Origin of the sequence: Paucibacter sp. JuS9 (genome assembly GCF_044043925.2) — a bacterium.
Taxonomy (GTDB): domain Bacteria; phylum Pseudomonadota; class Gammaproteobacteria; order Burkholderiales; family Burkholderiaceae_C; genus JAUASW01.
Genome location: NZ_CP194172.1, coordinates 3,194,756 through 3,220,097, shown reverse-complemented (window position 1 = coordinate 3,220,097; position 25,342 = coordinate 3,194,756). Strand labels below are relative to the sequence as shown.

At 65.0% G+C, this 25,342-nt stretch carries 11 protein-coding genes; 7 read left to right on the top strand and 4 right to left on the bottom strand.

Annotation, left to right across the window (positions count from 1 at the left end; genetic code table 11):
* Positions 1-963: an ROK family protein gene (locus ABT392_RS14360; RefSeq protein WP_334278035.1), complete on the bottom strand. Its 963-nt coding sequence runs from the start codon at positions 961-963 to the stop codon at positions 1-3.
* Positions 947-2,104 carry an SIS domain-containing protein gene (locus ABT392_RS14355; protein ID WP_334278034.1) on the bottom strand — a complete coding sequence of 386 codons (1,158 nt, stop codon included), beginning with the start codon at positions 2,102-2,104 and terminating at the stop codon, positions 947-949. The genes ABT392_RS14360 and ABT392_RS14355 overlap by 17 nt, the downstream gene beginning before the upstream one ends.
* A 407-nt stretch (positions 2,105-2,511) precedes the next feature.
* Here ABT392_RS14355 and ABT392_RS14350 point away from each other — a divergent pair, with 407 nt between their 5' ends.
* The 7 genes from ABT392_RS14350 (at position 2,512) to ABT392_RS14320 (ending at position 19,918) form a co-directional block, all read left to right on the top strand.
* On the top strand, positions 2,512-5,835 hold the full coding sequence (locus ABT392_RS14350) for a TIM-barrel domain-containing protein (protein WP_464970804.1): 3,324 nt from the start codon (positions 2,512-2,514) through the stop codon (positions 5,833-5,835).
* Positions 5,836-5,944: 109 nt separating this feature from the next.
* Positions 5,945-8,983, top strand: coding sequence for a TonB-dependent receptor (locus tag ABT392_RS14345; protein WP_334278032.1), 3,039 nt, complete (start codon positions 5,945-5,947; stop codon positions 8,981-8,983).
* A gap of 150 nt (positions 8,984-9,133) precedes the next feature.
* Complete coding sequence (locus tag ABT392_RS14340; RefSeq protein ID WP_334278031.1) at positions 9,134-10,867, top strand: DUF3472 domain-containing protein; 1,734 nt, start codon at positions 9,134-9,136, stop codon at positions 10,865-10,867.
* A 68-nt stretch (positions 10,868-10,935) separates the two neighbouring features.
* Positions 10,936-13,908: a TonB-dependent receptor plug domain-containing protein gene (locus tag ABT392_RS14335; RefSeq protein ID WP_334278030.1), complete on the top strand. Its 2,973-nt coding sequence runs from the start codon at positions 10,936-10,938 to the stop codon at positions 13,906-13,908.
* 32 nt (positions 13,909-13,940) lie between these two features.
* Entirely contained in the window at positions 13,941-15,293 is a 1,353-nt protein-coding gene (locus tag ABT392_RS14330; protein ID WP_334278029.1) for a Gfo/Idh/MocA family protein, read from the top strand.
* Position 15,294: 1 nt separating this feature from the next.
* Positions 15,295-17,418 (top strand): phosphocholine-specific phospholipase C, encoded by a 2,124-nt coding sequence (locus ABT392_RS14325; protein WP_334278028.1) that lies wholly within the window; start codon positions 15,295-15,297, stop codon positions 17,416-17,418.
* A 79-nt stretch (positions 17,419-17,497) separates the two neighbouring features.
* The gene (locus tag ABT392_RS14320; RefSeq protein WP_334278027.1) at positions 17,498-19,918 is read left to right on the top strand and encodes a zinc-dependent metalloprotease; all 2,421 of its coding nucleotides are present in this window, start codon (positions 17,498-17,500) and stop codon (positions 19,916-19,918) included.
* A 622-nt stretch (positions 19,919-20,540) separates the two neighbouring features.
* Here the strand turns inward: ABT392_RS14320 and ABT392_RS14315 are convergent.
* Entirely contained in the window at positions 20,541-22,247 is a 1,707-nt protein-coding gene (locus tag ABT392_RS14315) for a sensor domain-containing diguanylate cyclase (RefSeq protein WP_334278026.1), read from the bottom strand.
* Between the two features lie 79 nt (positions 22,248-22,326).
* Entirely contained in the window at positions 22,327-25,236 is a 2,910-nt protein-coding gene (locus ABT392_RS14310; protein WP_334278025.1) for a bifunctional diguanylate cyclase/phosphodiesterase, read from the bottom strand.
* Between the last annotated feature and the right edge of the window lie 106 nt (positions 25,237-25,342).

The following is a 25,342-nucleotide window of genomic DNA, read 5'->3' as shown; positions in this document are numbered from 1 at the left end:
TCAGGAAGCAGAAGGAGATTCGCTGCGCTGCCGGGCGAGCAGGGCGGCACCGCGGGCGCCACCGGCATCGCCGAAGCGGGGCGGCAGGATAGGCGGCACACGCACGCCGTTGAAGAGATGGCGGCCCATGGCTGCGGGCAGCTGTTCATAGAGGTGGGGCAGCTTGGAGAGACCGCCGCCCAGCACGATGGCATGCGGGTCCATGCCCATCACCAGCGTCGCGAATCCCTGGGCGAGAAGATCGATGTGGACGTCGAGCGCCTTTTGCGCCAGTGCGTCGCCAGCAGCGGCGCGCGCCACGATGGCGATCGCTTCGCTGCCATCGCCACTGAAGTGGCGATGCAGGTTCGAGAGGCCGCTGCCCGACACATAGCGCTCCAGGCAGCCGCGCAGGCCGCAGGGGCAATCGAGCAGAGGCAGGTCATGCTGACGCAGCAGCGAGGCCGGCAGGCTCCAGTGGCCCCATTCGCCAGCAAGCCGGTTGTAGCCGGTGATCAAGCGACCTTCGACACAGAAGCCGCCCGCGGCGCCGGTGCCAAGAATGGCGCCGAACATGCTGGGCAAGCCGTCCGCCGCGCCGCCTTGTGCCTCGGAGAGCGCGAAGCACTGGCAGTCGTTGCCGATGACGGTCGGGCGGGCCAGGCGTTCCTGTAGGGTGCGAGCGACCTCGCGGCCGTTCAGCGCAGGCACGTTCGAGCTGAGTTGCCGGCCGGTGGCCGAATCGATGATGCCGGGCAGGCCCAGGCCCACCGCAGCCCGCTGGCCGACCGCAGCATCCGCTTCGGCAACCAAGTCGCTGATTGCTTGCTGGAAGGCGGCGTAATCGTCACGGGGCGTTGCTACGCGGCGGCGATGCCGCTCGACCAGGGCGCCAGCCTCGACGACAAAGGCCACCAGCTCGATCTTGCTGCCGCCAATGTCGATGCCGTGAAAGGCCTGGGCGGATTCAGAGGCTGCCGTCATGGGGATGAATGGTGACGCCCTGGACCACGCGGTTGACGGTGCCGTCCGGGAATGGGTTGTCGGGTTTCAGCCCCAGCGCGGCGGACTTGTGCAAGGAGAACATCTGCGCGGCCAGCAGCCAGAGCGGCGCCAGCCAGGCGTCCGGCCACTCGGGCGCGGCAGCGCTCAGCTCGGCGCCGGTCTCGGCCGGGCCGATGGCGAGACAACGGCCGGCCACCTGCTCGCGCTGCAGTTCATCCAGCAGGTCCTGCTCATAGCGCTGCGAAAGCAGCTTGCGGCTGCGGAACACCAGCACCAGCGACTGCTTGTTCAGGGCCGACTTGGGGCCATGGCGAAAGCCCAGCGGCGTGTTCGCCAAGGCCAGGGCGCGACCGCTGCTCAGCTCCAGCACCTTCAATGCGGCTTCCTTGGCGAGCGCTTCCAGCGGGCCGCTGCCAAGGTAGACGATGCGGTCGTGCGGCCCGGCCGCCAGGGCTGCCACAGGCGCAGCCCAACCCTCGAGCGCGAGCTCGGCTTGACCTGCCAGTTGTTCGATGCGCAAGGCGGCTTCCTGCAAGCCATCCGAACCGAGCGCTGACAAGGCCGCCAGCAGCATGCAGGACAAGCTGCTTGTCATCGCGAAGCCGCGGTCGCAGCTGCCTGCGGGCATCAGCAGGTTGAGACTGTCGGCCCGACCTTGCGACTCGCGGGCCAGCTGGCCTTCGGCATTGCAGGTGATGTTCAGGAAGCGTGGCGTGCGCAGCGTCTGGCGCAGGAGCTCGACGACGGCCAGGCTCTCCGGGCTGTTGCCGCTGCGGGCGAACGACACGAGCAGCGTCGGCGCCTCGGCTTCCAGATAGAGCTCCGGATGCGTCAGGAGGCTGGTCGTCGCCACGGCGCGGACCTGCGCCGGCCAGGCCGCGTTCAGCTCATCGGCCACGATCTCGCCGACAAAGGCCGAGCTGCCGGCGCCGGTCAGGATGACACGGTGCGTGGGCTTGGACAGCCAGTCACCCAGAAAGCCTGCAATGCGGCCCTGCTCGACATCCAGCACGCGGGCCAGCTCGCGCCAGAGCCTCGGTTGGTGGGCGATTTCCTCTGCAGTATCCAGACCACCGATGCGGCGCCAGTCTTCTTGTGTGCGCTGGAGAAGTGTGTTCATTTCAAGGTTCAAAGTGCGGCGCAACGATAACCACGAACTTTCGTAATGTCAAACAAAGAAAGATAACGAAAGTTAAATGACTTGCGACTGTCGGGAATGCGAGCCGATTCTGACGAAACTTGCGGGACGCGTGTTGTATTGCTGTTGCGCAATCAGCCAAAGTCGAAAGAAAAAGCCAGCACATATCGTCTAATCGAAAGTATTTCAAGAGAAATTCCTAGTGGTTTTCACCTGATTGCCATGAATTTCGATTGTTTTGACTTTCTTTTCGTTGACGTCTTTCGGGCTGCTGCATAAAGTTTGCGCAATATTTTCGAAAAGCCTCCCGCTCAGCGGTGGTTGCCCGCACAGTCGTCATGGACCGAAATCTCATCTTGTCACTTCGCAATTTGCAGCCTTGCCTGACCATGTGCCAGGGCCTGATGCTGGTGCTGGCGCTTGTTGCTGGCGCGTCCGCAGCGCCGGTGGGCAATGTGCGGGACTTGCGGCCGCTTGAGGCGGCAGCCTTGGCCGAAGCAGGCGCGGGCGCCCATTGGGAATTGCGCACCGATGCCGGCGTCAAACTGCGCATCAGCCTGCCGCGAGCTGATGTCTTGCGCATCTGGGCTGGCGCCAAGGGGCAGCTCACCGGTTCGGGCGACAAGGCGGCAGCCATCGTCGTCGGCCAGGCCGATCCGAAAACCCAGGCCAGCCTGAGTGAACAGGCCGATCACTGGCTGATCAAGTCTTCCGCGCTGAGCCTGCGCATCGACAAGAAGCCCTTGCGCTTCACGCTCTACCGCGCTGGTGAGAGCAAGCCGCTGTGGCAAGAGATGCAGCCGCTGGACCTGGCCGAGAAGCTCGCCGTCCAGACGCTGGCCACCGACAAGACCGAGCGCTTCTACGGCGGAGGCCAGCAGAACGGCCGCTTCGAGTTCAAGGGCAGGCAGCTGGAAGTCTCCTACTCCGGCGGTTGGGAAGAGGGCGATCGGCCCAGCCCCGCGCCTTTCCTGATGAGCTCGCGCGGCTGGGGCATGCTGCGCAACACCTGGAGCGATGGCACTTACGACCTGCGCCAGAACGAGCAGATCACGCTGGCACACCAGGAAGCGCGCTTCGACGCCTACTACTTCGTCGGCCCGACGATTCGCGAAGTGCTGGCCCGCTACACCGAATGGACCGGCCGCGCGCAGCTCCTGCCGCGCTGGGCGCTGGAGTACGGTGATGCCGATTGCTATAACGACGGCGACAACATCAAGAAGCCCGGCACCGTGCCCAAGGGCTGGAGCGATGGCCCGACCGGCAAGACGCCCGATGTGGTCGAGAGCGTGGCGAAGAAGTACCGTGAGCACGACATGCCCGGCGGCTGGATCCTGCCCAACGACGGCTACGGCTGCGGCTACACGGACCTGCCCAAGGTGGTCGAAGGCCTGAAGAGCCAGGGCTTCCGCACCGGCCTGTGGACCGAGAACGGCGTCGACAAGATCAAGTGGGAAGTCGGCACCGCCGGCTCGCGCGCGCAGAAGCTCGATGTGGCCTGGACGGGCAAGGGCTACCAGTTCTCGCTCGACGCCAACAAGTCGGCCTACGACGGCATCCTGAACAATTCCGATGCACGCCCCTTCCTGTGGACGGTCATGGGCTGGGCCGGCACGCAGCGCTATGCCGTGACCTGGACCGGCGACCAGAGCAGCAGCTGGGACTACATCCGCTGGCATGTGCCAACCCTCGTCGGCTCGGGCCTCTCAGGCCAGGCCTATGCCACCGGCGACGTGGATGCGATCTTCGGCGGCAGCCCGGAAACCTTCACCCGCGACCTGCAGTGGAAGACCTTCACGCCGGTGTTGATGGGCATGTCGGGCTGGGCCTCCGCCGCGCGCAAGCATCCGTGGTGGTACGACGAGCCCTATCGCAGCATCAACCGCAAGTACCTCAAGCTGAAGCTGCGCCTGACGCCCTACATGTACACGCTGGCCCGCGAGGCCGAGCAGACGGGCGCGCCGCTCTTGCGCGGCTTGATGTGGGACTTCCCGAACGACCCCACCGCCTGGACCGAGGCGCACAAGCACCAGTTCATGCTGGGCCGCGAGCTGCTGGTGGCGCCGGTCTATCGCAGCCAGGCCGCGAGCCAGGGCTGGCGCAAGGGCATCCATCTTCCTCAAGGTCAGTGGATCGACTACTGGGACGGCCGCCAGCTGAAGGCAGGCGCTGCGGGCCGCGACATCGACAGCCAGGTCACGCTCGACAAGCTGCCAGTCTTCGTGCGCGCCGGCGCCATCCTGCCGATGTATCCGGAGATGCTGTTCGACGGCCAGAAGCCGCTGGACCAATTGACGCTGGATCTCTATCCGCATGGCGCTTCGGAGTTCACGCTGTATGAAGACGACGGCGTGACCCGCCAGTACCAGGGTGGTGCGTTCAGCCAGCAACGCATTGCGATGGACCAGCAAGGCGACGCGCTGCGCGTGCAGCTCGACCCGGTCAAGGGCGAGTACGCCGGCCAGGAGGTTCAGCGCCGCCATGCCTTGCGCATCCTGAGCCGCCGTGCGCCGAATGCCGTCGAAGCTGGGGGCCAGGTCTTGCCTCAGCTCGCCAACGCCGCTGCCTATGAGGCCGCCGAGCAAGGCTGGTTCTACGATGCCGCCGAGCGCCTGGGCACGCTGCATGTCAAGACCGGCAAGCGCGACATCCGCCAGCCTTTGAGTTTCGTCGTGCGCGGCTTGCAGGCTGCGCCGGCACAGGACGATGAATTCCTGAGCGCGCCGGTGGTGGGGCCGGAAATCCCGGCCGACGCCATCGTCGTGATGAGTCGCCCCGCCGAAGAGGCCGGCCATCCGCTGGAAAACGCTTTCGATGGCAAGCCCGACACCTGGTTCCGCACCTCGCGCAACCAGACGGTCAAAGCCGGCCCGCATGAATGGGTGCTGGGCTTCACCGAGCGCCGCCTGATCTCCGGCATCCGATTGGCGCCGCGCACGGATCAGCACTGGAAGCATGGCCAGGTGCGTGACTACGAGGTCTATCTGGCCGACAACATGGGCGACTGGGGCCAGCCGGTCTTGCGCGGCCGACTGAAGCATCAGCAAGGCGCGCAGCGCATAGCGTTCGCCACGCCGCTAGCCGGCCGCCTGCTGCGCTTCCGCGTGATGAGCGTGCAGAACCCCGAGGGCGACAACGCGAATGCCATCGACCCGATGGTCACGGCTGCGCAAGCCGCGACGCCTGCCAAGGCCTTCGACGCGATGCAGCCCATCGAGGTCGGTCCCATCGTGCTGTCGGAGTTCCGCGTGCTGGAGCATCGCCCGGCCCAGCGCCCTGAGCTGCAGCGCTATCTGTCGGACCTGGCGCTGCCCGCGGCAATAGCCCGCGACAAGCCGCGCAGCCATGCCAAGGAGATGCGCATGAACGGCCTGCTGTTCCGCAAGGGCCTGGGCATGGGCGCCAGCGGCCGCGTGGACCTTGCCATCAAGGGCGATTGGCATCTGCTGCGCGCCGACCTCGGCGTGGACGACAGCTGCCGCGCGGCCGGTGGCTTGCAGTTCCAGGTCTGGGCGGATGAGCGCCTGCTTTACGACAGCGGCCTGGTGCAGGCACCGGCCGTGGTCAAACCTGAAATCGATGTGCGGGGGCTGGGCCAGCTCAGCCTGCGCACGCTCGGGGCGCGCGGCCACCAGCCGGCTGCGGTCTGCGGCAACTGGGCCAACGCGGTCCTGATCGGGATGGAGGGCGACAGCGCTTCTATCCAGCACTGAACGAATCACCCCTATTCACAGCCAGCTGAACGAGGCGGGCCTGCGGGCCTACCGGGCGGAGTCTTGCCGCCTCGAACTCAACCAACAGACGTAAACGGAGAGAGTGACCATGCAGAACAAGTTCAATCCGCCCAGCCGCATCAGCGCCTGCACCCGTGCCGTGGCACTGGCCCTGGGCCTGATGGCCGCAGCGCCACTGGCCCTCGCGCAGTCGAACACGACGACGACCATCTACGGTGAGGTCAAGGCCGCGGCCGGCGCCAGCATCGTCTTGCAGAACCTGGACACCGGCGTGCTGCGCACGCTGACGCCGGATGCCGCTGGCCGCTTCCAGGCCAACTCGATGCCGCCGGGCCGCTACCAGTTGCGCCTTGTGCGCAATGGCAAGGTCGAGGCGACGCAGGAAGTCGAGGCCCTGGTGGGCAGCGGCGTCGAAGCCAACTTCGGCATCGTCAACACGCTGGACACGGTGACCGTCTCCGGCGCGGCCAAGCGCATCGACGTTTCCAACACCAACAACGGCGTAGTCTTCACGGCCAAGGAACTGAAGGCATTGCCGGTGGCGGCCGACGTGGCCGCGGTGATCCAGCTGACGCCTGGCGTGGTGCGCGGCACCAACGGCCAATACGGCAACGCGCCCAGCATCGCGGGCTCGGGCCAGTCGGAGAATTCCTTCTACGTGAACGGCTTCCCGATCACCAACATCCTGACCCAGGTCGGCGCCTCCGAACTGCCCTTCGGCGCCATCGGCAATATGCAGGTGCTCTCGGGCGGCTATGGTGCCGAGTTCGGCCGCTCCACCGGCGGCGTGGTCAACATCACGACCAAGAGCGGCAGCAACAAGTTCGAGGTGGGCGGCAAGCTGAGCTGGATTCCCGGTTCGCTCAAGGGCAAGCCCTACGACACCTTCTACCCCAATACCGGCGAGCACCCCGCCACCGACGGCAAGCTGCAGTACTGGAACCAGGGCAACGAGAGCAGCAGCAAGGTCGTGGGCCTCTATGCCGGCGGCCCGCTGATCCAGAACAAGCTGTTCGCCTTCGTGGCGCTGGAGCAGACACGCAGCGACTCGGAGTCGATTGCCGCCTCCACTGCCAGCGGCGTCAGCTCGCCCACCGGCTGGAGCAAGAGCAATGGCAAGACCGAACGCTATCTCGCCAAGCTCGACTACAACCTGACCGACGACCATCACTTCGAGCTGACCAAGCTCTACGACAAGACCACCTCGAGCAGCCAGGGCTTCGGCTTCAACTACTCGACGCTGACGCATGACGACATTGCCGGCAACGGCAAGCAGACCTACGTCAACTGCTGTGGCTCGGGCTCGGCGCCGGGCGCCGACATCTCCATCGTCAAGTACACCGGCTACCTGAGCGACGCGCTGACCGTGACCGCCGTCTACGGCGACTCGCGCACCAAGCACTCGCGCACGCCGGCCGGCTACAACCCGAGCCTTGCGCAGACCTCTTCTGCGGTCAGCGCCCGCGTGCCGACACTCACCTATGCCAATCCGCAGACGGTGACCGGCAGCCTCGTCGACCCGGAATCGGGCGACCGCCAGAAGGGCATGCGCCTGGACGTCGAGTACAAGTGGGGCGAGCATTCGCTGCGCGGCGGTATCGACCGCCTGGACGTGAATTCGGTGGTCGGCAATTCGCTGGCCGGTGGCTACCGCTGGACCTACCGCAAGGCGGCCGACCCGACGCGCGCCATCAACGGCGCCTTCGAGACGCCATTCCAGGGCGGCGGCTTCGGCACCCAGGGCTACTACGTCAGCAAGGACATCGACACCAACCTGGCCCGCCCGAGCGGCGTGCAATCAGCCCAATACATCCAGGACCACTGGCAGGTCACAGACCGCGTCTTGCTGGACCTGGGCCTGCGCCGCGAGCAGTTCACCAACTACACGAGCAATGGCGATGCCTTCATTTCCCAGCGAAACATGATTGCGCCGCGCCTGGGCGCGACCTGGGACTTCGCGGGCGACGGTTCCCTGAAGCTGTTTGCCAACGCCGGCCGCTATCACCTGCCGGTGCCCTCGAACCTGTCGAGCAACATGGCGGCACCGCTGACGCGCACCAGCGAGATGTTCACCTACACCGGTGTCGACGCGAACGGCGCGCCGACCGGCCTGCATGCCATCAGCAAGCCCTACTCGGCGAACAATGCCTACGGCCAGTCGCGCGATGCGCGTGAAGTGACGGCCATTGGCCTGAAGCCGCTGTCGCAGGACGAGTTCTCGCTGGGCCTGGAAAAGGCGCTGAACAAGAGCCTGGTGGTCGGCGCGAACTTCCTCTACCGCCGCCTGAACGACACCAACGACGACACCTGCGACCAGCGCCCGATCGAAGCCTGGGCCCTGAAGAACGGCGTGGACACCAGCCATTGGGGCGGCTTCCAGTGCGCCATCATGAATCCGGGCCGCGACAACAATCTGTGGATCGACTTCGCCGGCGGCAAGGGCCTGCAGCGCGTCGACATCTCGGCCGCTGAATGGGGCACGCCCAAGCCTGCACGCAACTACAAGGCCTTCAACCTGTTTGCCGAGCATCCGTTCCGCGACGGCTGGTATGGCAAGGTCACTTACACGCTGTCCTACCTCAAGGGCAATATGGAAGGGCAGACCGACACCCTTGGCGGCGGCGATGTGGCGCTCACCGTCAGCGACGATCACAAGGAGCTGATGTACAACGCCTACGGCTATCTGCCGAGCGACCATCGCCATGCGATCAAGGCCTATGGCTTCCTGCAGGTGACACCGGAAGTGACCGTCGGTGCCAACCTCAGCCTGATCTCCGGCGGCCCGCGCAACTGCCTGGGCGAACTGCCCGATGCCTTGCATGACGACACGGCCGGCAGCTATGGCAGTGCCTACTTCTACTGCAATGGCAAGCCGTCGCCGCGCGGCAGCATGGGCCGCCTGCCCTGGACCGCGCAGCTCGACATGAACGTGGCCTACATGCCGGCGGCCGTGAAGGGGCTGAGCCTGAAGGCCGATGTGTTCAACCTCCTGAACCGCCGTTCGATCACTCGCTACAACGAGAGCCGCGAGGACGGTGGCGCGATCAGCGAAACCTATCTGCAGGTGGCTGGCCGCACCGGCCCGCGCTCGGTGCGACTGACGGCTGAATACAACCTGTCGTTCTGACGCCTCTTTGCGCCTGAGCCCTTGCGCAAGCCGGGGCTCAGGGCGCGCCAACTACCGAACTGATGCACGGACCTCGTGCGAGGTCCGCTGGCGGAGCCCTGCTCGCCGGCACCGAAACGGCCTGTGCGCCGAGATCCAGGAGAAGCTCGAATGAAGATCAATGCCCTGCAAGCCCAGGCTTGCGTACTTGGCCTGGCCGTGCTGTCGCTGACGGCCTGTGGCGGTGGTGGTGGCATCACGGCCCCAACGACACCGACCACGCCCACGACCCCCACAACACCGACGACGCCGACCACCCCGACCACGCCCACGACGCCGGTCACGCCCGACCCCACATGCCCGGGGGGTGCCGTGCTCACCGTGGTCACGCCGGATGCCGGCGTCGCGCGCCAGGGTTCGGTCTTTTCCAGCACGCTGTACATGCCGGCCATCGAGTCGGGCAACACCACGCACAAGCCGCAGAAGCTGCAGGCCAAGGTCACGCTCAATGGCGCGGCAGTGAAGGGTTGCAATGTGGCCTGGCAACCTGCCGGGACGGGCACGCTGAACGGCTGGGTGTTTCCAGACGCTCCCACCACCGATGCCAACGGCCTGACCAGCGCCTGGTGGACGGCCGGATCGGCCGCGAGCCAGAGCCTGACGGTCAGCCTGGTGCGCGCTGACGCCAGCACCGCCAGCGGCACGATCACCGGTACTGCGCAGGGGCACTCGACGCGCGCCAACTCGATCCACATCAACTGGGACACGCCGGCCTGGAAGGCCTTCACCGCCGAGGTCACGCCGCACAGCCTCCCGCCCACCACGTACTACGAAGTCATCGGCTTCAACGGCGGCTATGGCGGCGTGCAGAGCCACCAACTGCTGTTCTCGCTGTGGGATGTTGGCGGCATCAGCCCCGAGGTCATCGATTCGGGCATTGCCAACTGCGGCACTTTCGGCGGCGAGGGCACGGGCATCAAGTGCGAGGCGGCCTACATCCCCGAGGTCGGCAAGACCTACCGCTTCGAGCTGGAAGTGGCGCCCGCCGCCGGCGGCAAGCAGGACTACAGCATGTATGTGACCGACCCCAAGGACGGCCAGCGCAAGAAGATTGCGACCATGCGCCTGCCAAAGGTGCTGGCCCAGTCCAGCGCCTATGGCTTTGTCGAGGACTGGGGCACCCATGCAGCCTCCTGCCTGGACAACGCCGTGCGTGCCGCCACCTTCGGCCGTGTGAAGTACCAAGGCACCGATGGCGTCTGGGTGGACGTGGTCAAGGGCAAGGGCAGCGCGGTCTACACGCCGGATCACAACGAGATCTGCGCCAACTACAACTTCAAGTACATCGAGGGCGGCAGCTTCCGCATCAGCACCGGCGGCACGGATGTGGGCAAGCCCTTGAACCTGGCTGGCGTCGGCAACAAGGTGAGCCTGCCCGCCGAAGCCGCGACGACGACCCCGGTCGTGGTGAGCGGCATCAACGTGATCGGCAATCTGGGCGCCCTGGGATCGGCGCTCGACATCCCGGGCGGCTCGACCACGCCGGGCACGGCGATGGAGATCTACCCGACCCACGGTGCTGCCGCCCAGCAATGGGAAGTGACCGAGACCAGTGCTGGCTCGGGCATCTACACGCTGATCAACCCGCGCGGCAAGCTCGCGCTGACAGCCGGCGCCAGCGCGACGGCAGGCACGGTCACAACGATAGAGACGCCCAATGGCAGCACGGCCCAGCAATGGCGCCTGGTGCAGATACGCGCCGGTGTTTTCAACATCGTCCATGTGGCGACGGGCCTGGTGCTGGACACCAAGGCCGGCGCGGTCGCGGCGCTGACGCCGGTCGTCATCGCCACGGCAACCAGCAGTGCCACGCAGGAGTGGAACTTCACAGCCGCAACGCCCTGACCGGCATCCCGAGCAAGCCGACGTCGCGCCAGCGCGGTGCGACGCCATTCACAACGAGGAGACATTCAATGAAGATCAATCACCTGACCGGCCTGCTGATCACCGTAGGTCTCGTGAGCCTGGCCCAAGCACAGACCACGACTAAACCGTCTGAAGAAGACAAGTCCAAGCTCGAGCGCGTGGAGGTCACGGGCTCAAGCCTCAAGCGCATCAATGCCGAAACCGCTTCGCCGGTTCAGGTGATCGACTCCAGGCAGATCGAGAACATGGGTGCCCGCACGCTCTTGCAGGTGCTCGACAACCTGCCCGCCGCGCGCCCGGCGCAGCAGGACTTCCGCTCGATGTTCACCGGCTCCGACGGCGCTTCGCAAGCCGACCTGCGCGGGCTCGGTGCGCAGGGAACGCTGGTGCTTCTGAACGGTCGTCGCCTGTCGTACTACGGCGCTCCTGCCGGCTTCCAGACCATGTACGTCAATATCGACGCCATTCCCGCTGCGGCGATCGAGCGCATGGAAGTCCTTACCGACGGTGCCTCGGCCGTCTACGGCTCCGACGCGATTGCCGGCGTGATCAACGTGATCACGAAGAAGAGCTACGAGGGCCTGGAGCTGCGCATCAACAACGACAGCTCCTCTCAGGTGAAGTCCTACGGCGAGCGCCAGGCCAGCTTGCTGTACGGTAAGGGCGACCTGGCCCGCGACGGCTTCAGCGTTTACGGCACTCTGAATGTCTATCAGCGCGACCGCATCGCGCTGGAGGACACCTACCTGAAGCGCCCCGATCATTTCTACGTCAACAACCCGAGCTACATCAGCAACTTCCGCATCGGCACCGGCACCGAGCCGGGCGTGCTGAACCCGGGCACGTTCTTCGTCTTCGACAAGAACAACAACAATGCCCGCACCCAGCGCGCCGTCAAGGGGTGCACGACCACGGTGACCGAGGCCTCGGGCACGCGCTGCATCTGGAACCTGCTGCCGTACCAACTGGACACCGGCCCGAGCTCGGACCGCATGACCGGCTACCTGAATGGCCGCATGGTGCTGAGCGACACGCTGGAAGCATTCGCGGAAGGCACCTTCACACACATCAAGATGCACGGCGACAACGGCCCGCGCACCTTCAACAGCGGCGGCGGCACGGCCAACTGGTTCTCGCGCAATACCGGCACCACGTTGAACACCTTCAGCTATCCCTACCTGGGCCCCAACAACGTCTACCTGAAGGGCAAGCTCGATGCCGACATGGTGGCCAAGATGGGCGGCGCGGCCGGCCTGAACTATCTGCTGCAAGACGCCGTCGGCCACTTCGGCCAGACCAACAAGGACAACAACTACCGCGCGCTGGCCGGCCTGCGCGGCAGCATTTTCGGCGATTGGGATTTCGAGACGGCCTTGAGCGTTGCCGGCAGCCATTCGACCCTGTTTCAGACGATCAACGTCAACACCAAGGGCTTCGAAAAGGCCTTCGGCCCGTTCACCAAGGACCCGGTGACCGGCCGCACCTACATCGCCGACAACCCGGCCTACCAGTTCGGCGTGGTCAGTGAGGCCAATGCGGCACTCTTGCGCGAGGCCTATCCGACCTTCGACATCGAGAGCTGGACCAAGCTGATCACCTGGGACGGCAAGATCGAGGGCACGTTGGCCAAGCTGGATTCTGGTGAGGTGCGCGCCGCCTTCGGCGCCAACCTGATGCGCGAGAGCTTCTTCACGCCGGGCAATACCGACGCAGCGAACGGCCTGATCACGCAGCAGGGCGGCTCCTGGTTCGATGGCAGGCGCACCATCGGCGCGCTGTTCAGCGAAGTGATCGTGCCCGTCACCAAGAGCCTCGAGCTCAATGCCGCGACGCGCCTGGACAAGTACCCCGGCTTTGCCGCCAACCTGGCGCCCAAGCTCGGCCTGAAGTGGCGCGCCAACCCTGAGCTGCTCTTGCGCGGCACTTATTCGGAAGGATTCCGCGCGCCGAGCCTGGCCGAAGCGGGCGAGGGGGGCGTCTATGCACAGAACGGCGGCATCCGCGATACCGTGCGCTGCGATGAAACCAATGCCATCGCCAAGCTGCTGATGAAGTCGGTCACCAAGGCGGAAGCCGACCTGGGCCAGACGCTCCTGAACTCCAACTGCAGCACCACGGTCGGTGGCCTCACGCCGCCGAACAAGAACCTGCAGCCGGAGAAGGCCAAGATCTCGACCTTCGGCGTGGTGCTGCAGCCCACGAAGGACCTGAGCGTTTCGCTGGATTACTGGTTCGCCTATCGCCGCAACCAGATCGTGCGCCAGGACTTCAACGAGCTGTTCACGCAGCTGGTGGAGAAGTACGGCCCGACGCTGGCAGGCACGGACAAGGCCATCCGCGGCCCGATCACCGATGGCGATCGCGCCACCATGGCTGCGGTTGCCGCGATGTGTGCGAACCCTGCAAACGCAGGCGCTTGCGCGGCTGGCGTGCCGAAGTACTCGGTCGGGAATCTGGCTGGCCTGATCAACGGTTACTCGAACCGCGGCCGCACGCTGGTGGACGGCTTCGACCTGGATGTCCGCGGCAAGGTGTCGCTGGGCGAGATGGGCAAGCTGGGCCTGGGCACGACGGTGACGATCCGCAATCGGGAAACCTACAACGGCGACGACGACTACGGCTTCTCGGGCAACTATGTGGGCTACTACGGCTCGCCCAAGATCCGCGCCACCTTCAATGCCGACTGGACCTACCAGGACCTCACCACGAGCCTGTTCGTCAATTACACCGGCAAGACCAAGTGGGCCTATGGCGACTACGACACCGACAACACGCCGGAGAATTGCACGGCCGCCTATGTCGCGATGCCGGCCAATCTGTGCAAGGGCGCACCGGCGCACTACATGGTCAACCTGGCCTTCAACTGGAAGGCGATGAAGAACCTGAACGTGGGCCTCAACATCAAGAACGTCCTGAACAAGCAGCCTTACTATGACCCCAATGGCTGGGAGGGCTACGACCACAGCCTCAACCTGTTCGGTCGCCAGTATTCGCTCTCCGCCAGCTACAAGTTCTGGTGATCTTCCGACCTCTCGCAACACCTCTCACTCAAATGCAACGTCGAGATTTCCTCTTCTCCAGCCTGGCCGCCGCGGGTGCTGCCGCTGCTCTCAACCCCGCGCGTGCAGCCGGCCGCGAACGCGTTCGCATCGCCTTGATCGGCACCGGCATGCGCGGCCAGGTGCTCCTGCAGGAGCTGGTGCGCCGTGATGATGTCGAGGTCGCTGCCCTCTGCGACATCGATCCCTTCATGCTCAACCGCGCGCTGGGCCAGGTGGCCAAGGCCGGCAAGCCCAAGCCGCGAACTGTTGGCGAGGACGGCGATGCGCAGGCCTGGCGCAAGCTGCTCGATGCTTCCAAGATCGACGGCGTCATCATTGCCACGCCCTGGGAGTTGCATGCCCAGATGGCCATCGCCGCGATGGAGGCCAAGGTGACTGTGGGCTGCGAAGTGGTGGCCGGCGTGACGCTGCAGGACCACTGGGATGTGCTGAACACCCAGCTCAAGACCGGCACGCCCTACATGCTGCTCGAGAACGTCTGCTACCGCCGTGACGTGATGGCCGTGCTGCAGATGGTGCGCGCCGGCTTGTTCGGCGAGCTCGTGCACATGCAGGGTGGCTACCAGCACGATCTGCGCGCCGTGAAGTTCAATGCGGGCGTGCCGGGCAAGGCCTATGGCGGCGGCGTCGAATTCGGACCCAAGGGCTGGAGCGAGGCGCGCTGGCGCACCGAGCATTCGGTCAGGCGCAATGGCGAGCTCTACCCGAGCCATGGCATCGGCCCCTGCGCGATGTACGCCAACATTCACCGCGGCAATCGCTTCACCCACATCAACGCCTTCGCCACCAAGGCGCGCGGCCTGCACGGGTATGTGGAGGCGCAAGGTGGCAAGAGCCATCCGAACGCCGCGGTCAAGTTCGCGCTGGGCGATGTTGTGACCACCACGCTGGCCTGCGAGAACGGCGAGACCATCATCCTGCAGCACGACACCTCGCTGCCGCGCCCCTACTCGCTGGGTTTCCGCGTGCAGGGCACCAAGGGCCTGTGGATGGACGTGAACAAGTCGCTGCATGTGGAAGGCATCAGCCCGCCGCACCAGTGGGAGCCCTTCCAGCCCTACCAGGACAAGTTCGAGCATCCGCTGTGGAAGAAGTACGCCGCCACCGCGGCCAGCGCCGGCCATGGCGGCATGGACTTCTTCGTGATCCATTCCTTCATCGAAGCCCTGAAGGCCAGCGCGCCGATGCCGATCGACATCTTCGATGCCGTGGCCTGGAGCGCGATCACGCCGCTGTCTGAGCAGTCGATTGCCAGCGGCTTCAAGACGCTAGAGTTCCCGGACTTCACCGGCGGGCTGTGGAAGACGCGCAAGCCGATCTTCGCTTTCGACGACCGCTACTGACGTGAGCGCGCCAAGCCGCCGTGGATTCCTGCGCCGCCTGGGGCAGGGCGCCGCAGTGGCCGGCGTCGGCGGGCTGCCGCCCGCCATTGCGCGCGCCTTGAGCATTGAGCCCAGCCGCCGCACCGGGACGCTGAAGGATGTGGAGCATGTGGTGATCCTGATGCAGGAGAACCGCAGCTTCGATCACTACTTCGGAACGATGCGCGGCGTGCGCGGCTTTGGCGATCGCTTTGCGATTCCGGTCAGCGATGGTGCGGGCGGCAGCCGGCCCATCTGGCATCAGCCCACGCGCGATGGCAAGGGCTTGATCGCGCCTTTCCACTTGAACACGGCTCAGCAGTTCGCCCACATGCGGATGACGGGCACGCCGCACAGCTGGGCCGACGCACAAGCCGCCTGGGACCAGGGCCGCATGAGCGCCTGGCCGCGTGCCAAGCATGACCATTCGATGGGCTATTTCCGTGCGGAAGACATTCCCTTCCAGCATGCGCTGGCCAATGCCTTCACGCTGTGCGATGCCTATCACTGCTCGGTGCAGACGGGCACCTGCACCAATCGCCTGTTCCACTGGACAGGCACGAACGACCCGCTCGGCCTGGCCGGCGGCCCCGCCACAGACAACAGCCACGAGTTCTTCAAGCCCGACCCAGCCGACGACTATCACTGGACGACCTACCCGGAGCGGCTGCAGGCGGCAGGCATCCACTGGCAGGTCTACCAGAACATGGCAGACAACTTCCATGACAACCCGCTGGCGGGTTTCCGGTCCTTCCGCGACGCCTGGTATGGGCGGCCTGGGTACTCGCAGGAGCTGAAGCAGCGCGGTATCAGCACGCGCAATCTGGATCTCCTGAAAGAAGATGTCCAGAACAATCGCCTGCCCCAGGTCTCATGGATCGTGGCGACCGAAGAAGGTTCGGAGCATCCCGACCCCTCGAGCCCGGCGCAAGGCGCCGACTACACGGCCCGGGCGCTGGATGCGCTGACCAGCAATCCGGAGGTCTGGAGCAAGACCGTGTTCCTGGTCAATTTCGACGAGAACGACGGCTTCTTCGACCACATGCCGCCGCCAGCGCCGCCGTCCTATCTGCAATGGCATGCGGACCCTGCCCAGGCGAGCTTTGCCGGCGCATCGACCGTGAGCACCGAGGGCGAGTACCACGAGGTTCTGAACGGTACTTCGCCGAAGACGCTGCATCGGCCCTATGGCCTGGGCCCGCGCGTGCCGCTCTATGTGGTCTCGCCCTGGAGCCGCGGCGGCTGGGTCAATTCGCAGGTGTCTGACCACACCTCGGTCATCCGATTCCTGGAAGCGCGCTTCGGTGTGATGGAGCCCAATATCAGCGCCTGGCGCCGCGCCGTCTGTGGTGATCTGACCTCGGCCTTTGACTTCGCCAAGCCCAGCGATCTGGCCTTCTTCAAGCACTTGCCGCTGACGCAGGCGCTCGCTGACCGCGCGCGCAAGTTGCCAGCGCAGACGACGCCAGCGCGGCCGAGCAGGCTCGAACTGCCGCAACAGGAAGCGGGCGTGCGCCCGGCTCGGCCGTTGCCGTATGCGCCCGTATTGGCAGCGCGCGTGAACGCCGACACAGCGACGCTGGAGCTGGGTTTTGGCAATGAGGGCCTGGCAGCGGTGGTGTTTCATGTCTACGACCGCCTGGCGCTGCAGGAGATACCGAGGCGCTACACGGTGGAGCCTGGCCTGCGCTTGCAGGCGGAGTGGGCAGGGCAGGGCCCGGACGCCGCCTACGACCTGTGGGTGCTGGGGCCGAATGGTTTCCATCGGCGTCTGTCGGGTTCGGCCGCCGACGCCGACGCCGACGTCGAGGTGGATGTGGCTGTGGCGGCACATGGCGACGAGCTGCGGATCAGCGTGAGCAACTCCGGCACGCGGCCGCACCGCATTGCCATCCGCGCCGAGAAGTACCGCGACCCGGGCCCGATCTGGCAAGACCTGGCACCCGGCGAGCAGCGGGCCTTGCGCTGGCCGCTGCTCGAGAGCCAGCATTGGTATGACTTCAGTGTCACGGTGGTCGGCCTGGCAAGCTTCGCGCGTCGATTGGCCGGCCATGTGGAAACCGGGCGGGCGTCGACCAGTGATCCAGCGCTGGGCGATCCGCGCTGATCGCGGGTCTGCCGCAGCACCCGATTTGCAGCGCTGCGCTTAGGATTCCGGTCGCCCAATGCCGGGCGGGAGATTCAATATGGCGTCGCTTCGCAAGCTGGGTCTGGTCTGCGTGTTCGGTCTGCTTTCCGCAGCGCTGCAGGCGGCGACATTGGCCGAGTTGACGAAGCAGCTGGAGGCGCAGCCAGGCTTCATCGATGCCTGGCGTGATTCGGCGAAGGGTCGGGTCTTGCTCTCGGTATCGAAACTCGACCAGCCTTTCCTGCTGCTCAGCTCCCTGCCTTCCGGCCTGGGCTCGAATGACGTCGGCCTCGACCGTGGCCAGCCCGGTGAAGCGCGTCTGGTGCATTTTGAGAAGCGCGGGGCCAAGCTCTTGCTGGTGCAGGAGAACACACGCTTCCGCGCCAGCGCCAGCAATCCTGCCGAGCGGGCCAGCGTGGTCGAAGCCTTTGCCGCTTCGGTGCTGTGGTCCGGCGAGATTCTGGCCAGCGAGGCCGGCAGCCATCTGGTGGATTTCTCCAGCTTCCTGCTGGCCGACCGCCACGGCATCGCCAGCCGGCTGCGCGACAGCAGGCAGGGCGCCTACCGCGTAGACGAAAAGCGCAGTGCGGTGCTGGTGGAACAGAGCAAGAACTTTCCGGCCAATACCGAGCTGGAGTCCCTGCTGACCTTCGATGGCCCAGGCGATGGCAACTTCATCCGCGATGTGGCCATGGAGGGCACGAGCCTGACGCTGCGCCAGCACATCAGCCTGATCAAGCTGCCTGAGCCCGGCTTCCAGCCGCGGGCCTATCACCCGGCATCGGGAGGCATCGACATCAGCCATGCCGACTTCAGCACGCCGCTGGGCCAGAGCCTGCACGTGGCCTGGCAGATCCGCCATCGGCTGGAGAAGACCGAGCCGTCTGCGGCTGTGAGCGCGGTCAAGAAGCCCATCGTCTACTACCTTGATCGTGGCACGCCCGAGCCGGTGCGCTCGGCCCTGCTGGACGGCGCGCGCTGGTGGGCCACCGCCTTCGAGAAGGCAGGCTTCAAGGACGCCTATCGCGTGGAGTTGCTGCCCGAGGGCGTCGACCCGATGGACGCGCGCTACAACGTGATCCAGTGGGTGCATCGCGCCACGCGCGGCTGGTCGTATGGCGCGCCGATTGCCGACCCGCGCACCGGCGAGATCATCAAGGGCGTGGTGATGCTCGGCTCGCAGCGCGTGCGTCAGGACATCCTGATCGCAGAGAGCCTGCTGGCTGCCTATGCCAAGGGCGGCGAAGCGAAGCAGAAGCAGGCGCTGGACATGGCGCTCGCGCGGCTGCGCCAGCTCTCGGCACATGAGGTGGGCCACACGCTGGGCTTCTCCCACAACTTTGCGGCCAGCCGCGCCGGCAACGGCTCGGTGATGGACTATCCGCATCCGCTGGTGAAGCTCGATGCGGCCGGCAATGTCGATCTGCGCGACGCCTATGGTGATGGCCTGGGCCCCTGGGACGACTTCATCGTCCAGCATGCCTATGGCCAGTTCGGTTCGGCTGCAGAAGAAAGTGGGGCGCTCGCTCGGCTGCGGGCACAGGCCAAGGCGCGGGGCCTGCGCTATGTGGGCGACAGCGATTCGCGCAGTCCGGGCAGCCAGCATCCCGACGGCGTGCTGTGGGACTTCGGCGCCGACTCGATCAAGACCTGGGACCAGGTGATGGCCGTCCGCCAACGCGCACTGCAGACCTTCTCCATCGACGTGCTCCCGGCCGAGCGGCAGCTCGGCGAACTGGAAGCGCGGCTGGTGCCGGTCTATCTGCTGCATCGCTACCAGGGCGAGGCATTGGCTCATCTGCTGGGCGGTGCCGAGTTCGAGTACGGCCTGGCTGGCGATGCACGTGCCGGCGCAGTGCGAGCGGGCGCGAAGCCAGTGGCGGCGGCGGTTCAGCGTCAGGCCCTGGCCCGCTTGACCGCTGCCTTGCAGGCCGAGAACCTGAGCCTGCCGGCAGCGCTGCTCGAGCAACTCTCGCCGCCGTCCGAAGGCTACGAACGCGGTCGCGAGTATTTTCCCAATCGCATGAGCACGCAGTTCGATCCGCTGTCGGCCACGCAATCGGCGGCGGCGCATTTCGGCAGCCTGCTCCTGAATGCAGAGCGGCTCAACCGTCTCGCCTGGCAGCATGCGCGCGACGCGGCACAGCCGGGCGCTGGCGAAGTGATCGATCAGCTCTTGCAGGCGACCTGGAAGCGATCTTCCGCTCCCAAGAACCAGCCCACCGCGCAGGCGGTGCAGACGGCGGTCAACTGGGTGATGGTCGACGCGATGCTGGGCCTGCTCGATGGCGGGCGGCTGCATGCCGGCGTTGATGCTGAGCTGCGGCAGCGGCTGCGAGAGTTGGCTGAGTGGCTGCGCAAGCAGCCGAGCGATGCCAGCCGCAAGGCAGCAGCCGAGCTGATCCAGTCCTACCTGGCCAATCCGCAGACCGTGAAACTGCGCCGCCTGCCGCAGGTGCCGCCGGGAGCGCCGATCTGAAGTGAGGAGAGCGTGTCGAGGAAGAGGCGAGGCAGAATGCAAAAAGCCACCGCTAGGGGGGCCTAGGGTGGCTTATGCGCCTGAGTACTTGCGTACAAAGACTTTGTTTGGTGGCGCTTCAGGGAAGCGACACCAAAACCTCGTTTGAACGACGAAAGCGTCTGTAAATCAACAGCTTACGACCATGCGCAGGGGTGCCACATGGTCTCTGGCTGGTGTCACCCTCAAGTGTACCTGTTGAGGCGTCAGGGGCGCTTGCACGAACCTTGGCACGGTCAGTTGTATTGAGTTCATGACTGGGTGCATTGAAGTCATTACGTTTTGCATTGAAATCAGGCTCGTGTGGAGATCCGTATGTGCAAAGGTCGACATGTACCAGACGCCTGTCTCAACATGCCGTTCGATTGCATCCAGGCGAAGCGTCACGATCTCCTTGAGTCGTGTTCCAAGGTGCAGACCGATCAACGGCCCCCAAAAGTAGTCAGCTGCCCGGTTGTGAGCCAGGTAGCTCTTGGGTTCAAAGATTTTTCGCAGGTGTTCAGTCGAAAACGGGTCGTAGTGCTGGTTCTCACGGTTTGATTGCATTGCTCACTGGCTCGTGATCGAGCCACTTGAACTGACATCAGCTGTTGCCGACGTGGCCAGCAGACAAGGAGTCGCTGACGACCGAATTCCGTCCGGACGCTTTTGCGGCGTAAAGGCATGCATCAGCCAGGCGCAGCACCTCGCGCTCGTCGACATGGGCCGGGGAGGCCATGGCCAGGCCGATACTCATGGTGACCCGCCCCACATGCGGGTCTTCCGCCACCTCCGCAGCCTCGCGGAGTTTCTCTGCGACGCAGGTGGCCGTCGACAGATCGGTGTCTGGCAGCACGACCAGAAACTCCTCGCCGCCAAAACGGGCCACAAAGTCGCTCTCGCGCAGCGAGACCGCCAGCAGATTCGCGACCCCGCTCAGCACACGATCGCCCTCGGCATGACCATGCCTGTCGTTGATTCGCTTGAAGTTGTCGATGTCGACCATCAAGACCGCATAGCCCATCAGGGAGCGCTTCATGCGCACGAACTCGCTGCGCAGGCGTTCGTCGGCGGCCCGCCGGTTGGGCAGGCCTGTCAGCGGATCCTGTCGGGCGATCTGGCTCAGCTCCTCGTTCGCGATCTCCAGGGCCCGGGTCCGCTCGGCTACCAGACGCTCCAGTCGCAGATTGTTGTCGGCCAAGTCACGCCGCTGATCAAGCAGAGTGCCAGCCATGCCGCGCAGCGCTTCGGCCAAGTCATGCACTTCCACCGTGAGCGCCTCCGTCACTGGCGGAACTGAGACTTCGCCTTGCTCGATCTTGCGCGCCTGCGAGGCCAGCAGCCTCAATGGCCGCGTAATGCGGCCTGATCCCCACCAAACCAGCCCCACGAATACCAGCGTCGTTAACAGGATCGAGGCCACCATGGCTCGCTGCAGTGCCGCGACGTCGGCGAGGGCCCGTTCACACGGCTGCTGGACGATGACGCGCCAACCCAGCGAGCGCCCGGGTTCATCGTCCCGAACCTCCGCCGAACTGTTCAGATAGTCCTTGCCATCCTGCCCGCGAGCGACAGCGAAGTTCTGATCCAAGGGAAACGTGACTGGAATCTGCAGAGGGCTGTTGTACCGGTGCGGATGGATGACGCGGTTCTCGCGATTCACGATCAGGACCTCGACCTGCGACCTTGCAATGCCGGCAGGATAGAGAACCTTGACGACATCGGTGGCCCATCCCCAATCCGCGTGGGCGCCGAGTACACCGCGCAAGCGCCCCTGCTCGTCAAGCAATGGAGCGGCGAAATCGATCAGGTGAGCTCCCTCGCTGTCCTTCTCAATGCCGAGCAGCGGAGCCAGCAGCATTGCTTCATGCAGGTCGCCCGCGACCGTTTGCTCCTTGCCTCGATCGAACCAGGGCCGGTGGCGCACGCTGACGCCACGGAGCAAGTCGCCAGTCGAGGACCTCACGATGCCCTCGGTATCAACGACGCCAAGCCAGACATAGTGCGGATAGGACTTCTGGATGCGTTCAAGGTGCTGCCTGAGCTCGCGCGCGCCCAGCGGCGCGTTGCGAAAGTATGGGCTCTGTGCCAGCAGGCTGAGCTCACGCTTGCGCTCATGAAGGTTGTCGCCAAGTACCGCAGCGACTGCTGACGCGAGGTCGTGCATCGCCTCACCCCGGTCATTCACCAGCTGCTTGACGTACCCGTGGTTGATATAGACATAGATCGGCAGCCAGAGAACCAGCGCAAGGCCGCTGAAAACCAGCATCACCAATGACTTGATTCGAAAACGACGGAGGTCGGGGCGCATGATCAGTTGTCCCTTCAGACCGCAGAGGCCCGCATCTTCTCGAAAGTTGCAAACAGATCTGCGCGCTGCATGCTTTCGCTCATTTCATGGCGCAGACACTGCGCATCAGTACTGCTGTGGGCTTGCCGAAAAAGTAGCCCTGGAAAGCCTGGCACCCCAACTGCTTCAGCAGATTGAACTGCTCGGCGCTTTCCACGCCCTCGGCGATGACGTCCAGGTTCATGCTGCTTGCCAAGGAGATGATGGTGCTTGCGATGGAGGCAGCATTGGGATTGCAGGTGATGTCTCGCACAAAGCTGCGGTCGATCTTGAGCTGGTCGATGGGCATGCGGCTGAGGTAGCTCAGCGATGAATAGCCGGTGCCGAAGTCGTCAAGCGAGAACCGCACACCCAGGCGCTTGAGCCTGGCCATCTTGGCGATGGTTTCATCGATGTCGCTGTGCAGCATGCTCTCGGTCAGCTCGATCCAGAGCAATGTGGGACTCGCACCGCTGTCCCGCAGGGCCGCCTCAACGCAGTCGACAAACTGCGGATCCTTGAATTGGCGCGCGCTGACGTTGACCGCCAGCGTCAGGGCGTCCATGCCGGGCTCGCCACGCCATTCGGCCAGCTGCTTGCAGGCCTGCTCCAGCACCCACTTGCCGATGACGAAGATCAGGCCCGACTGTTCGGCCAGCGGAATGAATTCCGCCGGGGACACCATGCCACGGCCAGGGTGTTGCCAACGCAGGAGTGCCTCGTAGCCCAGGACCTGGCCGTTTGACTCCACCACAGGCTGGTAATGCAGGCGCAGCTGCTCATTTGGCAGGGCTTGCTTCAGTTCATGCAGAAGCTGGATGCGCTCGAGGTTCTGTGCCTGGTGGGCCGGATCAAAGAAGCACTTGCGATCGCGCCCCAGTTCCTTGGCTTGGTACAGCGCCATGTCGGCACGCTTCAGCAGCTCCTCTTCCGACAGGCTGTCACCGCGGAAGATCAGCATCCCGATGCTGGGCGAGCTGTCAACCTGCATGCCGTTGAGCTGATAGGGCTCGTTGACCGCTTTGCGGACCTTGTCGGCAATGCTTCCCGCCAACGCCGTTGCCACGGCGGCATCCGCGCTCAGATCCCCAAGCACGATCACGAACTCGTCGCCCCCCATCCGGGCCACCGTGTCGATCTGGCGCGTGCTGGCCTGCAGGCGTCTGGCCACCTGGCGCAGCATCTCGTCGCCCTGGTCGTGGCCCAGTGAGTCGTTGACCTGCTTGAAATGATCGAGGTCGAGCAGCAGCAGCGCCCCATGTTGACCATCGCGCGCCGAGGCAGCCAGTGCCTGATGCAGGCGATCACTCATCAGGCGCCGGTTGGGCAAGCCGGTCAGGGCATCGTAGAGCGCCATGCGCTGCGCACTCTGCTCGGCCCTCTTGCGCTCGGTGATGTCGGCCCTGATGGCGATGTATTGCACCGGCAGCCCCTGGCCACCGATGAAGGGCACGATCGTCGTGTGTACCCAGTACAGAGAGCCGTCCTTGGCCCGGTTGCAGATCTCGCCATTCCAAACCTGGCCCGACGAGATCGTCTTCCAGAGGTCGACGAAGAAGCTCTTGGGATGGTGGCCGGAATTGATCAGCCGGTGCGTGCTGCCGACAAGCTCGCCACGCGGATACTTGGAGATGGTGCAGAACTTGTCGTTGACGCGCGTGATCACGCCGCGGGCATCGGTCACAGCCACGATGGCATGCGCATCCAGCGCGGCCTTGAGCTCGCTGATCTCGTGCATCGATTCGGCGAGCAAGCGGCGCGCACGGTCACGTTCGGTGTTGTCCTTGAAGATCGCCAGCACGCCGTCAACCTCTGGCCCCTGGCTGTGCTCGGGCACGATGGTGGCCCAGATGTTCTCCGGGTGGCCTGCCGCCGAGATCACCTCGAAATCGAACTCGGCTCGGCGGCCGGCCATGGCCTGTTCGATGAAGGGCTTGACGTGCGGAATCCACTCCGGACGCATGGACTCGAACAGCGAGCGTCCCTCGCAGACCACGACGCCAAGGCCGACCTGGCTGGCGTAGGCCGGGTTGGCATAGCTCAGGCGCAGTTCTCGGTCGAGCTGCACGATGGTCACCGGCACGTTCTTGAGGATGGCGTCGAGCTCCTGATTGCGCTTTTGCAGCAACTGCTCGGCGCGCTCCAGCAGCGCATAGGGTTCCTGCACGCTGCTGTAGAAAACAGCCCGGTAGATGAGGCTGTAGGACAGCAGCTTGTACAAGTGTCCGAAGAGATTCAGGAAGTCCGAGGTCGCCACATAGGTGGTGAAGGCCAGCTCGCCGATGCCGGTCACCACGCAGGCCGTGGCGAGCCAGATCAGCCGGGGCTGCTCCTCGCTGCGGCTGCGCAAGAAAAGCCACGCCCCGGCAGCCAGGTTTGCCGCAAGCAAGACGTATTCAAGCCGTGCCTTGAAGGGCGTCACACCGGTCCCGACCACGAAGATCGTGGGCAGCGCGTCCAGCCGAAACGTCCCGACCAAGAACAGCACTGCAATGGTGAGCACGGCGAGTGCCAGCCAGACGCCGCGCCGGCCCGGAGGTTCGAGCCGCGCTGCCACGAGCAGCACGGTCACGACCTCGATGGTCCTCCCACACAGCCAGAAGAAGATCGCCTTGGCCGTACCGGCATCGCTCAGCAGCGATGGCATGCCATCAAAGCTGATGGCGTGGAAGAGGTCTACACCGGCGACCACGGTGAATCCATACAGCAGCAGCTTTGGCTTCCCGGCACCCTGCCGACCTGCGGCATGCCAGGCCATTGATGCCACCATCACCGAGACCACGACGGCGAACATCTCAAGCAGCAGGTGGACCGAGGCATGATCAGCCGGCCGCTGTGCGAACAGGCTGATGCGTGGCAGCGCCAACGCGCCGACCATCAAGGCAGCCGCAGCCCCGCAGATCCACCGGGCCTGGTGCCAGGCCGCCTGGTTGGCATCGAAGGCAGGAGCGGTGAGAGCAGGCTTGTTCATGGTTCGGCGGGGCAGCGCGCCGGATCGGAGCCAGCGGATGAAGCCACTGTAGAAAGCAGGACAGCCGCCGGCTGTAGGGGATTCTTGACGCGCCGGGTAGGGCCAG

Coding starts and splice junctions, on each gene's coding strand:
- ABT392_RS14360 (WP_334278035.1), bottom strand. CDS start 963: ATGACGGCAGCCTCTGAATCCGCCCAGGCCTTTCACGGCATCGACATT.
- ABT392_RS14355 (WP_334278034.1), bottom strand. CDS start 2,104: ATGAACACACTTCTCCAGCGCACACAAGAAGACTGGCGCCGCATCGGT.
- ABT392_RS14350 (WP_464970804.1), top strand. CDS start 2,512: ATGTGCCAGGGCCTGATGCTGGTGCTGGCGCTTGTTGCTGGCGCGTCC.
- ABT392_RS14345 (WP_334278032.1), top strand. CDS start 5,945: ATGCAGAACAAGTTCAATCCGCCCAGCCGCATCAGCGCCTGCACCCGT.
- ABT392_RS14340 (WP_334278031.1), top strand. CDS start 9,134: ATGAAGATCAATGCCCTGCAAGCCCAGGCTTGCGTACTTGGCCTGGCC.
- ABT392_RS14335 (WP_334278030.1), top strand. CDS start 10,936: ATGAAGATCAATCACCTGACCGGCCTGCTGATCACCGTAGGTCTCGTG.
- ABT392_RS14330 (WP_334278029.1), top strand. CDS start 13,941: ATGCAACGTCGAGATTTCCTCTTCTCCAGCCTGGCCGCCGCGGGTGCT.
- ABT392_RS14320 (WP_334278027.1), top strand. CDS start 17,498: ATGGCGTCGCTTCGCAAGCTGGGTCTGGTCTGCGTGTTCGGTCTGCTT.
- ABT392_RS14315 (WP_334278026.1), bottom strand. CDS start 22,247: ATGCGCCCCGACCTCCGTCGTTTTCGAATCAAGTCATTGGTGATGCTG.
- ABT392_RS14310 (WP_334278025.1), bottom strand. CDS start 25,236: ATGAACAAGCCTGCTCTCACCGCTCCTGCCTTCGATGCCAACCAGGCG.